Below are 15,840 nucleotides of genomic sequence, written 5' to 3' on the forward strand. Positions count from 1 at the left end.
CAGTAAATGAGATAAAATCGATGAACTAGTATTTCATCACGATGTAAGAAAAGTTATAAATATTAAGTGCGTTTAATGTAGTTAAACTAAAGGATCAGAGTGTATCTGTAACAATAGATAAGCTCTGATCCTTATTATATTTAATTAACGCATATGAATTTAAGATAATTAATAAATAAGCTAGCTAGCGGGATTCTTAAAATTCATTTATGTAATTAACTAAACAGAAAATTGTTATCACATTAGCAAGGGATACTAATAGAAAAGCGTGTCCCTTTACCTAATTCACTCTCTATTTCTATATCTCCGTTTAATTCTCTAATAATACTATAAGCAATCATAGTACCAAGCCCAGTTCCTTTTTCTGTTGTTGAATAGAATGGCAAAGCAATTCGTTTTATTTGTTGAGATGACATCCCAATTCCTGAATCAATAATATCAATTATGATATTTCCTTTTACTTTTTGTATATTTATTTGTAATAATCCACCATTTTTCATAGCCTCAATTCCGTTTTGGATGATGTTGTTTAGACAGAGTTTGAATTTTTCGGGGTCCCCATTTATATAAAAGGAATCTGTACTATTTTGTTTGATTTCAACTTTGTATGATAAAGCGAGTGGTGAAATAGTATCTTTCACCTGATTTAAAATGTGATTAATATCTATTTTTTCTTTTAGGGTATTCTGTGGTTTGGTTAAAGATAAATAGTTATTAATAGTAGATTGTATTTGCTGCATTTCAATTAACATGATTTCTAAGTATTGATCCTGAGATAGCTTAGAGGCATGTTTTTCATTTAATAATTGAGTGAATCCATGTACCGTGGTTAGTGGATTGTGGATTTCGTGTGCAATTGACGCTGCTAGTTCGCTAGCTATATAAAATTTTTCAGCCCGTTGCAGTTTTTCTTTCATTTTATATTTCTCAATCATTTCCTCTATAAAATAAACTGATAATAATACTGTGAAAATATTAATGATTATATAATTTAATAAAAATTCTATGAGAGTAGAGTCTATTTTACCTCCTGTATTTATTTGAGTTACAATACCGCAAATAGAAAGGGAAGCTGTACATACTAAAATAAGAAGTAAGCTTAATAATATCTTTTTTTCTTTAAAATACATAGGTAATAAGTAACGAAAGAGCATTGTTATAACAGAAATGATAGTAAAGATAATAAATGATGGAAGAACGCCATTTCCGCCTAAGTAAAACCGGTAAGAAAGATATAAAATCCCTATAAAAACAATGTTTTTTGTATTTCCATATAGAAAAACTAATATTATAGGAATAAAACGTAAATCATAAATAAATCCCACATGTAAATGAAAAGGAAAAGTCATACAAAAAATAATAGCAATGGAGGAAAGGATAGAAAATAACATATTATTACATGTTATTTTTTCTTTAAACTCTAGCCAAAATACGTGATAGCTAAGGATACAAATTATTATAATAAAGGTATTTAATAAAAGAGTAGAAATTCCCATAGTTTTGCATCTCCGATAGTTTGTAAGTAGAATTATGTATGAGTTGGACATAGATGTTTAGTATTAGTAGACTTTTTATCTAAAAAAGGAAGGGTACTTGAAAAGTGCTGTTATATTACTCGTATTAAAATTGATAAGGAAAATAGAAAAAATAATAGATAAAAAATCTATTTAAATTTATGTATATATGAAATTATAAACTAACTTTTGTATAGGTAAAATTGGGATTGAGTTACTGATAAAATAAGGTTTTTTAAGTATGAATATTCTGTGAAAATGATATGCGTGGTGACTCCTGTTTTGTAGCCTTCGTTATATTAACATGGAATATATCAAATTACAAAGTGAAATTTTAGAAAAATTTTATTAGTACATTTTATCTGAAATAGAAATGCTATTTATTTGAGTATTTTGGTACTTAATCGTAGAAAACTTTGTTAGAAAAAGATTTTAAAATTTACATGTTTTTTATGAAGTGTAATATTGTAGCTTTATCTATGTGGCTTTCTCAATAACTATTAAGGCGGAAAGTTAAAATATATAGGTTTATAGATATGAATTATTACATAAAAACGCACTTAAAAAAGGATGTATGATGGTAATAGAATACAAACATCAAGGGGGAACTTAAAATGAAGTTAAATAAACTAGTGCTTAGTTGTGGAGTAGTTTCAGCATTAACACTTGGTGTGTTAGGGAATAATACTTATGCTGAAGAAGTACACAAAACGAACGATCCAATTCATGTAGTTGAACATGTTTCTGCAGACTTATTATTAACCCAAACAATGGATTATAGTGGCGAGGCTGTAACTTCTTTCGTATATGATGGGAGTGCTGACTTAAGCTTCTCTATGAAAAATAATGGTCAAAATACAATGGGATATAGTGTAAAAGGTCCAAATACAGAGCTAATTGTTGGTGGTTATATAAAACCTGGAGAACAACAAATTAATGTTACAAATGTACGGAATGCTGTATCTCCATTACCGAATGGAACATATAAAATTTACGTTTCAAATGATGATGGTTCTAAGGGGCAATTCCAAGTTTCAGTAAGATCTATGAATTAAATTTAAAACGCTTTGTTTTTAAATTAATTTAATCTTTGCTTATTGGAAAGAAGCTAAAATGAATTGAGAATTACCGATAAAAATGAAAACGAGCACCTTATCTAATTGTGAGAGGGTGTTCGTTTTTTGCTATTAAACAGAAAATAATTATAAATATATTTTGATATTCCCATTGCTAACCTACTAGATTGTGTCAACTAGAGAATGTCTACTATAAAACATATTAAAATAAAGATGATGTAACATTCCGCTAAATTATATGGGGAAATAGAAAAACCACCCTTATATGAGTGGTTTTAGTAATTATTTTTAGGTTATACATTTAAAATTAGGCTAAGTTATAGAAATAATAAACATTTAATCCGTTGTTATTATTTTGGTTCTGGATAATGATTGTAGTATGAGATTCTAATAAATTCTTGGTAGACATTTGTTAATTTGGCATCTCTAAGAGCATCGTTGAATTTTTGCATACGTACACTCCCTTGAGCGTAGCCTCCACCTGGAGTATAAGGGTTTCTAGCTTCAAAGTCATCCAAAAATACTTTTAATTTTTTATAGTCTTGAGATTGATAGAAAGCCACGGCCTCTTCAGGAGTGACATCAAAGTAAGAGGATGACGTTGAGTTATAAGAAGCTGCTTGAGCAGTAGGTGCCTCTAGCATAGTTGCAGCTCCACCGAACATAGTAAGCGCCATAGAAGATACAATAATTTTTTTAAACATAATAAAACCTCCATATAGAATATTGGATTAATAGTAACCCTGTAATCATTATAGTTACAGTGAAAATGATTATCAAATGCAATATTGCATAATATATCCCACTATTTTTGGGGAGTAAGACTCCCGCCCAAAAATTCAATGAAAGCAAAGAAGTTAGGTGGGAATCGGGCAGATTAAAGTTTCACTTTATTATTTGAACGAGAACTCACCTTTATATTTAAATGGAGGAGTGTAATAGATTAAAAGAGGTATATAAATTACTCAGGTTAACAAGAAAATGAAAAGGCTATTTTAAATAGGGGAAAGCTTAATAACTGGAGTAAAGGAATTGCTATTTATATATTTAACATACATATTTGTCTTTTAAATTGTAGGCGTGTTTTAGAATTTGTATATAGTAAATTCGTTAAAAAACTTGATAAATAATAAAATGTGTAAATTTTTTGACTATTTTATTAAAATTATTTAATATTTGTAATTTATTGTTTTATAATGATAATTGGGTCGATCGTGAATGTTTTAGATATTGCGATATATACTCGGATTAATTTATTCTAGGGAGGTTACAAAATTGGGTAAGAGAGTCATTATAAGAGTTTTTACATTATTATCAGTACTGGCATTATTCCTTAATGTATTTTTACCTAGGGCTAGTGCAGAGGTTATGACGCATGAGAAATATTCAATGGACTGGAGTTATAGTAATAGTCTAGGTAAGTACATTCGCACTGAAATGATTAAAAATTCAAGTGGTCAAATTGCTTATTGCTTAACCCTTGGATTAAAATCACCAAATGGTGAAGATCTTCCTGAAATGGGGAAAACAGATAATGTAGTATATAGAGTCTTATTAAATGGTTTCCCGCAAAAAAGTGCTGAACAGCTGGGAGTAGCTAATAAAAATGAAGCGCATTATGCAACGCAACTTGCGGTTTGGAATGCATTAGGTCAACTCGATGTAAATGAATTAAAACATGAGAATAAAAATGTTGAAAAAGCAGCTAAGGCTATTATTAGTAATGCTAATAATAGTGAAGAGACTCAAGATGTTTTTATGAATGTGATTCCTGCTGAAAAGCAAAAAGCAGAATTAAAGGGTGAATTCTTCGAAACAAATCTATATTCAGTACAAACAAATGCTAAGAGTGGTTCTTATAAGGTAGTAGCGAAAAATGCACCTAATGGAGTTAGAATTGTTAGTGAAAGTGGAGAAGTGAAAGATCAGCTTTCAGTTGGAGAAAAATTTCGTATCCAAATTCCTAAGAATACAAAAACGGGTGAATTTAATTTAAGTGTTGCTGCTAATTTAACTAAAGTTCAAGCAATTGCTTACCGTGGTACGGATACTGTTCAGAATGCTACAGTACTATTAGAGAGAAATGAAGAAAAGCTTAGTAGTGATCTTGCAGTAAATTGGGAAGCAGCTGGTTCTTTAAAAATTAAAAAGGTTGGAGAAAATGAAGAAGTTTTAGCTGGTGCAGTATTTGAGGTCTTTAATGCAAATAATGAATCAGTCGGAAAAATCACGACTGGTGCTGATGGTATGGCAGAATTAAACAACTTACCAATTGGTACTTACACATTAAAAGAAATTAAAGCACCAACAGGCTATGTTTCAGCTGATAAACCACAAACTATTGAAGTTAAGACAGGAGAAACAGGAGCTGTCCAAATAGTAAATAACAAAGTAAAAGGTAGCATCGAAATTAAAAAGCTTAGTGATTCAGGAAAGATTTTACCAAATGTTGAATTCACAGTCTTCACTGAAGATGGAAAAGAAGTGAAAAAAGTAGTAACAAAAGAAAATGGAATTGCAAACGTTGAAGGTCTTACGTATGGTAAATATTATTTCTTAGAGACAAAAACACCTAATGGATATATTGGAAATAAAACAAAGTATCCTTTTGAAATTAAAGAGCACAATAAAACACTTACTTTTACAGTGGAAAATACCGAAGTGAAAGGTAGTGTAAAATTACTAAAAGTAGATAATGAAGATATTAGTAAAAAATTAGAAGGTGCAGCATTCGAGCTAAAAGATGCAAGTGGAAAAGTAGTTGGGGAATATAAGACAGATAAAAATGGTGAGATTAACGTCAAAGATTTAGCGTATGGTAAATATTCATTTGTAGAAAAGGCTTCTCCAAATGGTTACGTTCTTGTTAAAGAACGGATTGTGTTCGAAATAAAGGAACATGGAAAGATTATTGAGCTATTGGCAGTTAATCATCTTATCAAAGGTGATCTAGAAATTACAAAGGTAGATGTAGCTGATGGAAATAACAAGCTTCCAAATGCAGAATTTACGATTTATAACGAAGCAGGAAAAGAAGTAGTAAAAGGTAAAACAGATGATAAAGGTATCGCTAAATTTGAAAAGTTACCATTTGGAAAATACACATATAAAGAAACTGTTGCACCAAACGGTTATGTATTAAATGAAGAAACGTTCTCTTTTGAAATTAAAGAGAATGGTCAAATCATTAAACACATTGTCAAGGATGAAAAGATTCCTTCAATTAAAACAACAGCATCTGATAAAAAAGATGGTACAAAAGAAATGCACACTTCTAAGTCTGTAACAATCCAAGATAAAGTGGAATTCAAAGACCTACAAGTAGGTAAAGAGTACACTTTAAAAGGTAAATTAATGGATAAAAAGACTAATAAACCATTCGTTGTAAATGGTAAAGAAGTAACTGCTGAAACGAAGTTTACACCAAAAGAAGCAAATGGTTCTATTACATTAGACTTCACATTTGATGCAACTGGTTTAGAAGAAAAAGAAGTAGTAGTATTTGAAGAGTTACTGAAAGACGGAAAAGTTGTTACGACACATGCTGATATCAATGATAAAGGTCAAACAGTTAAGTTCGTTAAGCCATCAGTAAAAACGACAGCAACAAACAAAGCTGATGGTGGAAAAGAGATTCATTCAAAGGATTCTATCACTATTCAAGACAAAGTGGAGTATACTAACTTAGTTGTAGGTAAAGAGTACACTGTAAAAGGTAAACTAATGAACAAAGCTATTAACAAACCATTATTAATTGATGGAAAAGAAGTAACAGCTGAAACGAAGTTTACTGCAAAAGAAAAGAATGGGTTTGTAACATTAGACTTTACTTTTGTTGGTGCTGAACAGCAAGGAAGAGAAGTAGTCGTGTTTGAAGATTTATTACATGAGGGTCAAGTAATTGCAACTCATGCTGACATTAACGATGTAGGTCAAACAGTTCGATTTGTAGAACCTTTTATTAAAACGGCAGCAACAAACAAAGCTGATGGTTCTAAAGAGTTAGATGCTTCTAAATCTGTAACAATCCAAGATAAAGTGGAATACAAAGACTTAATCGTGGGTAAAGAGTACGTTGTAAAAGGCAAACTAATGGATAAAGCAACAAACAAGCCATTATTAGTTGATGGTAAAGAAGTAACAGTAGAATCTAAGTTTACTGCTAAAGAGAAAAATGGTTCTATCACACTAGATTTCACATTTAATGCTTCTGCATTACAAGGTAAAGAAGTAGTAGTATTTGAAGAACTGTATCAAGATAATATATTAGTAGCTATTCACGCTGAAATTGAAGATAAGGGACAAACAGTGAAATTTAAAGAAGTAAAACCAGCGCAACCAAAACCAGAACAGCCGAATCAAGATAAAAATACTCCAACTACAGAACAACCAAAAGAGCAACCACAATCTAAGAAAGAAGTTCAATCTAAAATTGGATGGTTACCGCAAACAGGTACTAATCTTACAAGTTGGATTTCTATGGCTGCAGGAGCATTACTGTTAATTGCTGGTGGAGTTATTTTCTTAAAAGGTAAAAATGCATAAAAACTAAAAAATAAGCACATCTGTTTTTATAACAAGATGTGCTTATTTTTATCATTTTAGCCAAGAAGACTCCTATATTTAAGCGTGAATGGCATTTAAAATAGCAACTTTATTTGTAGTAAACAATACATAATTTTGTTTTACTGTTTTAATTAAAATACGGTCTGTTGTCCCATAAGCTGTTCCAATACGTATTACATCTACTTCTTCAACACCAGCATAGGTAGCATCTTCGGTAACCTCAATCACATCACGTAATGGAATTGTAATCTCCGCCAATTGCCATGAAATAATTAACTCTTCATTTGTTTTTTTGACATTAATGCCTAGCATTATACCAAGACCTTTCAATAATAATAATAATATGCTACACTTCTAATCTTATTATATAAATTTTTAGATTATTTATCTATATATAGGAATAGAATTTATTTCTATTTATGAGCATCTTAATGATGTCAAACAAATAGAAGGATATACAGTCTTTCTATTAAGAAATATGTTAAGAACAAAATTTTACTTCAAATTAATATGAATTTGATATGGTTGAGATATTATGAACGAGAAACAGTAAGAGTTGCAGGAAGGAAATGAATAATGAGACTTAAATTAGTAGGGATTTTCATTTGTGTAATTATGATGTTAGGTATCTTTATAATTTACACCAATCAATCTATTGCTAAAGAACCAGATAAGATGAACTATGAATCTCGTGAAAACTTCATAAATAAAGAGAAAGATAGTAGAGGAAAAAGGCAATCAAAATACAATGAAAGTTCTTTTGCTAGTATACAGGCTGTAGTTAATAAGGAATATGGATTACCCGAAGACTTAGTGGACAGGATTGTTACTGCATTAACAGATAAACCTAATGTGTAAATTATTCAGTGTTTATGAATTCTATTATTACTATTTAAAGCCTAATTTCTCAATGTATTGTAGAGAAATTAGGCTTTTTTTATCAATTCATTAAAGCTTTTATAATTCAAGGACTCAAGTTAATGATTATATTTTCAAGTATTCGTTTTGAGCTACATAGATATAGTTTTCGTTGCAACTGTTTGTTGAAATATTTTATCATGCTCAACAATAACCATTGTGGGATTAAATTGTTGAATAAGTTCTTCAATCTGCATACGGGAATAGATATCTATAAAATTTAGTGGTTCGTCCCATATATATATATGAGCTTTTTCACATAAACTTTTAGCGATAAGCAGTTTTTTCTTTTGTCCACCAGAATAATGAGATATATCTTTTTCAAATTGAATTCGGTCAAAGTCCATCTTACTTAGGATGGACTTAAATAAGGTTTCATCAATCTTGTGCTCTTCAATAAAGCCTGATAGCGATCCCTTCAAATGAGAAGTATCTTGTTGGACATAGGAAATGATGAGTCCTGTACCTAAAGTAACTAAGCCTGTATGCTGTATCGGATGTCCTAGAATTAGTTTTAGGATACTACTTTTTCCGCTCCCATTCGTTCCATCAAGTACAATTCGGTCACCTTGTTCAACTATGAAGCTAACCGGCTCATTCACAATTTGATCATTGTACTTAACGGACACGTCAACTAAAGTAATCAATTCATTTGATTTAAATTGTAGTTGTTCCAATTTTAATGATTCAGTTTTCTCCACATTTTTTAGTAATTTTGATTTTTCCTCAATAGCTTTTTGTTGCCTTGATTCAAGGTTTTTTGCTCTTTTCATCATCTTGGCTGCTTTATGTCCTACAAACCCCTTATCCAACTTAGAGCCTGAATTCCTCGTTCCATTTTTGGAAGCTTCCACGTCATGAGACCAACTTGCTGAACGTTTGGAAGACTGTTTTAATCGCCCTATGTCTTTTTGTAGACGCTCATTTGTAGCCTTCTCGTGTTCTTGCTGTCTATCAAAATTTAACTTCCAAGAAGAATAGTTACCACTTTGAACTTCAATATTTGCTCTATTAATAGATAGGATATGGTCAACGCACCCATCTAAAAAGATTCTGTCATGTGAAATTAAAATAAATCCTTTTTTCTTCCTTAGATAATCGGAGACTATCTTTCGTGCATCTGTATCTAAGTGATTTGTTGGTTCATCAATTAATAGAAATTGACCCGCATTTAAAAACAGTGCAGCAAGCAACACTTTTGTTTGTTCCCCATTTGATAATGTTTTAAATGGTCTGTACATGACCTCAGCATCAACATTTAAATAGGATATCTCACGTAGAAGTTCCCAATCTGCGGCTTGGGGACAAATTTCTTCAAGGATTTCATGAGTGAATTTGTTCTTATCTGAAACAGAGTAGGGGAAGTAATTGAATTCTACTGAAGCAAGGATTTTCCCGCTATACTCATAATTCCCTAACAATAAATTAAAGAATGTCGTTTTACCTCGTCCGTTTCTACCAATAAATCCTAGCTTCCAATCCGTATCTATTTGGAAGTTTACACTTTCAAAAATATTATCAAAGCTACCTGGGTATGAAAAAGTTAAGTCTTGGACCTTTATCATTGACATAATAATTCCTCCTTTATATATCGAAACGTTTCATATAAAGTCGGAACATCCATCCATTTTTTAATTCCTCTATATAAGTTTGATGGATATTAACGACTTATATAGAGCATTACATGTGTAACAATAGTATCTGAAGTACTCATTTTTCTCGCTCCTTTATTTGTGAAGTACATTTAACAATTAGTAAGTTTCAACTAAGACAAACGGGAATAAAAAAATCCCCCAATTTGTAATCGGAAGGATTAGTCTTTCGTCTATACTTAATAAGTACTTATTAATCATTTGAATCATGACAAATAAAGTATGAACTGAATTTTAAAAATGGATAGACTAACCCTATATTTTGTAGTTTGAAGTTATAAAATTCAACTTAAAATATAAATTAGTTAATCATTATTCATCCATCATTCCTTTCATAATTCTATTTTTAGAGTAACATTCTTTTTAGGGAGATGCAATATTAGCTTCAATTTCATCTAATTCTAAATCATTTATAATTCTTTGAGTAAGGAGATAAAACTTTACCGCCCTTTTTATAAACATCACATTTTTGTTCAATAGGTCATGTCTTTTGTCCGTTAAAAAGGGAGGATATGAAATTGACATCAACTTTTTGTGTAACTATAATAGTTACGGTTGGTTTCGTAAACTAATTTGAATTTCTATTTTAATGATAGTATATTTTCATTCCTTTTTAAGTGTGACAGATAGCAACTATAATCCAATAGAGGAGTAGATTCTATCTCATATGTAAAGAGTAGATAAGTTGTACCCGCCAAATTTACGATGCTCAAATACTTAAAAAATTACATTTTTCAGCTTATCCTTTTTAGAATCCTCAGTATTGATAATTGTAAACATCTACAAAAAGTTAATAAGATTGTTGTGTGTAGAAAGAAATCTTTTAAAAAGGTCATAATATGGATAATAGGTAGCACACATTTTAATTAGTAGGACTTGTGCCACCATCAAGCCATTTTTTAATAAAAGTATAGAAAAATCAAGAAGGTGAATCCATTGCGTAAACATGTATATGTGCAATTTTATGTATTGATATTGGCTTTAATAACTTATATAAGCTTTTGCTTTATATTTTTATTTGTTTTTCCGAATCATTATTTCGTATCAGATTTTAATATCCGACTATCATCTTTAGTCGTTGAAACTACTGTATTTATCTCATTACTGTATTCTATATTATCCCAAAAAATTAAGTTAGGAGTATTCTGGGTTTGCATTACTATTGCAATAGGGTGTTTTTTGATAGGGAATTTCATATCCGCTTTTCAAGTACTTAATGTAGAATTGCCAATACAAAATTTTAATATTTCTGATGTATTTCTACTGTTTTTCTTATTCTTCTTTCTTTTTGCGTTCTTTTATAAAATTATGATGGAATGTAACAAATGGGAGAAAGCGTATTTACTTTGTGATTTATGCATTGTTGTTACTGCTATTTTTACATTAGAGTGGTACCTATTTAATAAACCATCTGCAAATATTTTATTCTTATCAATTGGAGATGTTTTTCTCTCATTTATTTTTCCGATTATAGATTTATTGCTTCTATTACTTGGAGTTACACTGATCTTTCGACCTGCTATTTTCAATGCAAAAAGTAAATTGTTTATTTTTATCCTAGTATTAACTGGATTGGCTATTACGGACTATTTGTATTTTTACTTACAAGGTGATTTGTCAGAGCGTTCAGTTATATTTTTAAGGTGTTTGTATAGAGTTTTCCTATTATTTATCGCTATTGCTGCTACAATCCCAAAGAATACTTCTTCTAAAAGAAATTATTTTATTATTAATCCGACATTTGGAGAGAAACTTCTTGGTATATTCCCTTATCTTGCAGTTGCAGTCTTAATTGGCTTTACTTTGAAAGAGCAAACTTCTTCAGCTACATTAATTACGGGAAATTGTATTGCTTTTGTATTTGTACTGATTCGTCATACAATCGTACGAATGCAAAACAAAGAGTTAACTAAAACATTAAAAGTGTTTAATAATCAATTAGAACAAACAGTATCTCAAAGAACAAGGGATTTAATAAATAAATCTAATGATTTAGTAAAAAATCAAGAGAGATTTAAGTCATTATATGAGTATCATCCGGATCCTATTTTAACGATTGATTCAAACGGTATCGTATTAAATATAAACCAGGCTGGAAGTATGTTATTAGGAAAAGAAAGTGCTGCATTGATAGGGAAAGAGTGCTTCTCTATTTTTTTAGATGAAGATAAATCTGAATTGGAAGTAGCTATAAAGAAAGGGAAACGATGTAGTTCATCTTCACTACAGTTACGTGTGAAAAATAACAATGAGAAGGATATACTCTTTTGGTATGTCACTATAGTTCCTATTATGATAGAAGGACAAACCTTTGGGAGCTATGTAATGGTAAAAGACATAACAAGGATGAAACAACAACAGGAAGAGATAAATTACCTTGCATTCCATGATACGGTGACGGAGATTGGAAATCGTATATTCTTCCAACAAGAATTAGATAGATCTATTAAGCGTGCACAAAAAACACAGGATAAGTTTGGGCTCCTGTATATTGATTTAAATCGCTTTAAGACTATTAATGATACATTGGGTCATTCGATTGGTGACAAGGTTTTAAAAGAAGTTGCCAAACGTTTTAGGACATGTCTGTCACCGACTATTCCTCTAGCAAGAATAGGTGGTGATGAGTTTGCGATCATTGTCCATAACCAAACAGAGCAACAGCTATTGGATTTGTGTAAAACTCTATTTCGTATAACTGAAGAACCATTTGTAGTAAATCAGCATAGTTTTTACTTATCTCTTAGTATAGGAATAGCAGTGTATCCATTTGGAGGAATAAATACTACTACACTTTTACAACACGCTGATATCGCTATGTATAGCGCAAAGGAAAAAGGTAACAATGCTGTTTGTATGTATGACGAGACATTATCTCAACAAGTAACTCGTCGATTACGATTAGAACAGGATTTACCAAATGCAATTGAAAATAATGAGTTGTTTTTATTGTATCAACCACAAATTGATAGTAAGGCAGGTAAGGTTATTGGTGCAGAGGCTTTAATACGTTGGCAACATCCAGAGCTTGGGCTGATTTCTCCTTTTGAGTTTATACCTATCGCAGAAGAAACGGCGCAGATTATTTCAATTGGGAAGTGGACGTTACAGAAAGCGTGTCAACAACTGAAAGAATGGCATTCTGCGGGCTTTTCAAATCTAAAGATGGGGATAAATTTATCAGCTATAGAGTTTGAACAGAAAGATTTTGTTCAAACCATTATATCTACCATAGAAGAGATAGGAGTACCTGCTAATTCGATTGATTTGGAATTAACAGAGCGAATAGCAATGGTAGATGAAAAGGAAACCTTATCGAAGTTAAAAGCATTAAAATCATATGGTGTACATTTATCAATTGACGATTTTGGTACAGGTTATTCTTCATTAGCGTATCTGCCTCTTTATCCAATTGATACTTTGAAAATTCCAAGAGAATTTGTTAATAGGATTGGAACTTCTACTGATGGAGATGAAATTATACAAACCATTATTTCACTTGCTCATACTTTAAACATGAAAGTGATAGCAGAAGGGGTAGAAACGAAGGAACAATTAACAGTGTTACAACGTAATGCATGTTATCTAATTCAGGGCTATTACTACAGTAAACCTGTAAATGAAGATGAATTTATTGGTTTTTTAAGTACAATACAAAATGAATAAGTGAAAAATCAGTATATGTATGAAATAAAGTGAAAAGACGATCTATCCATATGGATTTGAACGTCTTTTCACTTTATTTTCAGTAGTTATGCAGCAAGGTTTCAGCCTTTGAAAGTAAAATAAGTATCTATATTCCTTGTATTTAGGGCTAATGGGATATGAGGTGAAAGTTGCTTCTTGTGAAACCGCATTAGGGACAGCTCGTATATTCTTAAAGCAATTTGAAAAAGCGGAAGAACATTTCAATCGTTCCATTGACCTTTTGCAAAAACATAATGAAGAAAAATTGATTTTAATAGTAAGGCATAATCTAGGACTATTATATGCAACTCAAAATTTATCTAAATTAGCAATTCGTCATTTATCAGAAGTGACAGAGAAGAATATTGCCCATTTTAAAGCATGTTCTTACAAGCGCGTGAACACTATAAGCTAAGAAAAACAAATATTGTAAAAGAACTTATTGAAAAAGGATTAGCAGTTTGTATGGAATTAGGAAATGAAGAGTATGTATATCATTTCAATATTTTACGTTCTCTTAATAAAGATGAAGCAATTAAACTCTTAGAAGAAGTGAAAAAAGTATTTCTTACTTCGAAAAGCAAGGTTTATGGGATTTCGTAGACGAATATGCAGATCTAAAAAAGGAAGAAATTATACAATAATCACATGCTATCATTTTTAATAGCTAATTAACAAAAGGACTCCAATTATGGAGTCCCTTTGTTAATGGGATAATGCTTTAGTTTATCTAATTATAACAATATTTGCAAACAGTGTAAAAGGGTCCTAGTTTGGAGGGGGAATTATTTAATCTTTTTTATTTAATAAAAGGGATGATATTTAGTTATCTGCGCTTTTTAATTATGTTTTTTATCACAATTTGAAGTAAATTTCAGTTAATCTTATTTATTTTATAGGAATTATAAGTTATACTAAAAGTAGGTGCAAAATGTACCATTTGAAAAAGAGTGCATTGCAAAAAGGAATCCGTAAAGGATTCCTTTTTTGTTTCTTTTAAAATGAAGCAACGTTCTAATTATCTCTTTCTTTTTTTATGAATGAACTACCAATGTATAAATTTAAAAGGTATTTTTGGAAAATTGCCATATTCCTGTAACAAAACAAAGGTATGTTATGTGTGTTAAATATAAAGAGAAAGAAGGAAAAGTTGTGAAAAAAGTTTTGCCAATTGTTGCGTTATTAGGCATGATGAGTTTTGGAGTACAGGAAATGAATGTAAGAGCTGATACATACCACAAGGGCGATTCAAAAATTAGTTTTTGGGATTCGAAAAGAAAGGGTACTAATTTCATGAATAGTACGTCATTACCTGAAAACTATAAAAGTGCAAAAGAAGCTAATATTGAATATGTACGTTTAGCACCTGATAAATGGGCAAAAGATAAAGATTTTCTATTTGAGGATAAACTAGATACTTCTGGAAAGGATTTTCTAATAGGTAATACAGATAACTATCGGGGATTAGTAAAGGAAGATCTAGAAAAATTAAAGGCGGATTTAGATGCCGCACAATCACAAGGAATGAAAGTCGTTCTTACAATGTTATCCTTACCTGGTGATCGATGGCGCCAATTTAATAAGAATAAGAATGACGACAGAATATGGGAAGAAGAGAAGTATCAAGAACAAGCAAGTCAATTTTGGAAGGACCTCGCTCTGGAATTAAAAGATCACCCCGCGGTGGTTGGTTATAATATTATAAATGAACCACATCCAGAAACAGCTAAAAATAATAGATATAATGATTTTTGGACGGAAGATTACGAGAAATGGTATGCAAAAGTAAAAGGAACGACAGCTGATTTAAACAGATTTTATGAAAAGGTGATTAACTCCATTCGTGAAGTGGACAAAGAAACACCGATTATTTTAGATTCAGGTTTATATGCTACTCCATGGGCCTTTAAATATTTAAAACCAGTAGAGGATAAAAAAACACTATACGCATTTCATATGTATGAACCATATGAATTAACGAGCCAAGGTGAAAAACAAAACAAGGAATATCAATATCCAGGATTAGTAAAAGTAGGGGATTTAGAGAAACCAGTAATGTGGAATAGACAGGGATTAGAGAAGTTTTTGAAGCCAGTTCAACAATGGTCTAAGAAAAATCATGTACCATCTAATCGAATTATTGCAGAGGAGTTTGGAATTAACCGTACTGTTCCAGGTGCTACCCAATACATGCAAGATCTTATTTCTATCTTTAACCAAAAAGGATGGCATAAATCATTCTATGCATTCCGTGAAGACACATGGACAGGGATGAATTATGAATTGGGAACAGAAAAAATAAAATGGGATGAAGAGGGTAAACCGATGCGTCAAGATAATTCACTCTGGGATGTAATAAAAAAAGATTTACAAGCACATAAATAGTTTAGAATATTTGTTCTAAGGACAAAAAGTAAGCATCTAATT

Annotated in this window: 8 protein-coding genes and 2 pseudogenes; 6 read left to right on the plus strand and 4 right to left on the minus strand. The window is 30.9% G+C overall.

Annotated features, from left to right (window positions below):
• Window positions 1-242: 242 nt before the first annotated feature.
• The gene (locus MKY38_RS04665) at window positions 243-1,496 is read right to left on the minus strand and encodes a sensor histidine kinase (protein WP_000513016.1); all 1,254 of its coding nucleotides are present in this window, start codon (window positions 1,494-1,496) and stop codon (window positions 243-245) included.
• A gap of 632 nt (window positions 1,497-2,128) precedes the next feature.
• Here MKY38_RS04665 and MKY38_RS04670 point away from each other — a divergent pair.
• On the plus strand, window positions 2,129-2,569 hold the full coding sequence (locus MKY38_RS04670) for a hypothetical protein (protein ID WP_000773520.1): 441 nt from the start codon (window positions 2,129-2,131) through the stop codon (window positions 2,567-2,569).
• A 371-nt stretch (window positions 2,570-2,940) separates the two neighbouring features.
• On the opposite strand, the gene MKY38_RS04675 is transcribed toward MKY38_RS04670, so the two are convergent.
• Window positions 2,941-3,294, minus strand: coding sequence for a hypothetical protein (locus MKY38_RS04675; RefSeq protein WP_000473483.1), 354 nt, complete (start codon window positions 3,292-3,294; stop codon window positions 2,941-2,943).
• A gap of 571 nt (window positions 3,295-3,865) precedes the next feature.
• Between MKY38_RS04675 and MKY38_RS04680 the strand changes: the two genes are divergently transcribed.
• Window positions 3,866-7,135: a VaFE repeat-containing surface-anchored protein gene (locus MKY38_RS04680; RefSeq protein WP_341048215.1), complete on the plus strand. Its 3,270-nt coding sequence runs from the start codon at window positions 3,866-3,868 to the stop codon at window positions 7,133-7,135.
• A 78-nt stretch (window positions 7,136-7,213) separates the two neighbouring features.
• Here MKY38_RS04680 and MKY38_RS04685 read toward each other — a convergent pair whose 3' ends face one another.
• Window positions 7,214-7,468 (minus strand): SunI/YnzG family protein, encoded by a 255-nt coding sequence (locus tag MKY38_RS04685; protein ID WP_000900695.1) that lies wholly within the window; start codon window positions 7,466-7,468, stop codon window positions 7,214-7,216.
• A 264-nt stretch (window positions 7,469-7,732) separates the two neighbouring features.
• Here MKY38_RS04685 and MKY38_RS04690 point away from each other — a divergent pair.
• Window positions 7,733-7,966 (plus strand): annotated as a pseudogene (locus MKY38_RS04690) (hypothetical protein); the annotation flags it as partial.
• Between the two features lie 200 nt (window positions 7,967-8,166).
• On the opposite strand, the gene MKY38_RS04695 reads toward MKY38_RS04690, so the two are convergent.
• The gene (locus MKY38_RS04695; RefSeq protein WP_078384639.1) at window positions 8,167-9,645 is read right to left on the minus strand and encodes an Lsa family ABC-F type ribosomal protection protein; all 1,479 of its coding nucleotides are present in this window, start codon (window positions 9,643-9,645) and stop codon (window positions 8,167-8,169) included.
• A gap of 1,017 nt (window positions 9,646-10,662) precedes the next feature.
• Between MKY38_RS04695 and MKY38_RS04700 the strand changes: the two genes are divergently transcribed.
• From MKY38_RS04700 to MKY38_RS04710, 3 genes and pseudogenes are all read left to right on the plus strand, one after another.
• Window positions 10,663-13,392 (plus strand): sensor domain-containing protein, encoded by a 2,730-nt coding sequence (locus MKY38_RS04700; protein ID WP_025708933.1) that lies wholly within the window; start codon window positions 10,663-10,665, stop codon window positions 13,390-13,392.
• Between the two features lie 154 nt (window positions 13,393-13,546).
• Window positions 13,547-14,033: pseudogene (locus tag MKY38_RS04705) on the plus strand (tetratricopeptide repeat protein); the annotation flags it as partial.
• Window positions 14,034-14,529: 496 nt separating this feature from the next.
• Complete coding sequence (locus tag MKY38_RS04710; protein WP_074619236.1) at window positions 14,530-15,798, plus strand: glycoside hydrolase family 5 protein; 1,269 nt, start codon at window positions 14,530-14,532, stop codon at window positions 15,796-15,798.
• Window positions 15,799-15,840: the final 42 nt, after the last annotated feature.

The organism is Bacillus sp. FSL R5-0585, assembly GCF_038004545.1.
In the GTDB taxonomy this organism is placed as follows: Bacteria; Bacillota; Bacilli; order Bacillales; family Bacillaceae_G; genus Bacillus_A; species Bacillus_A cereus.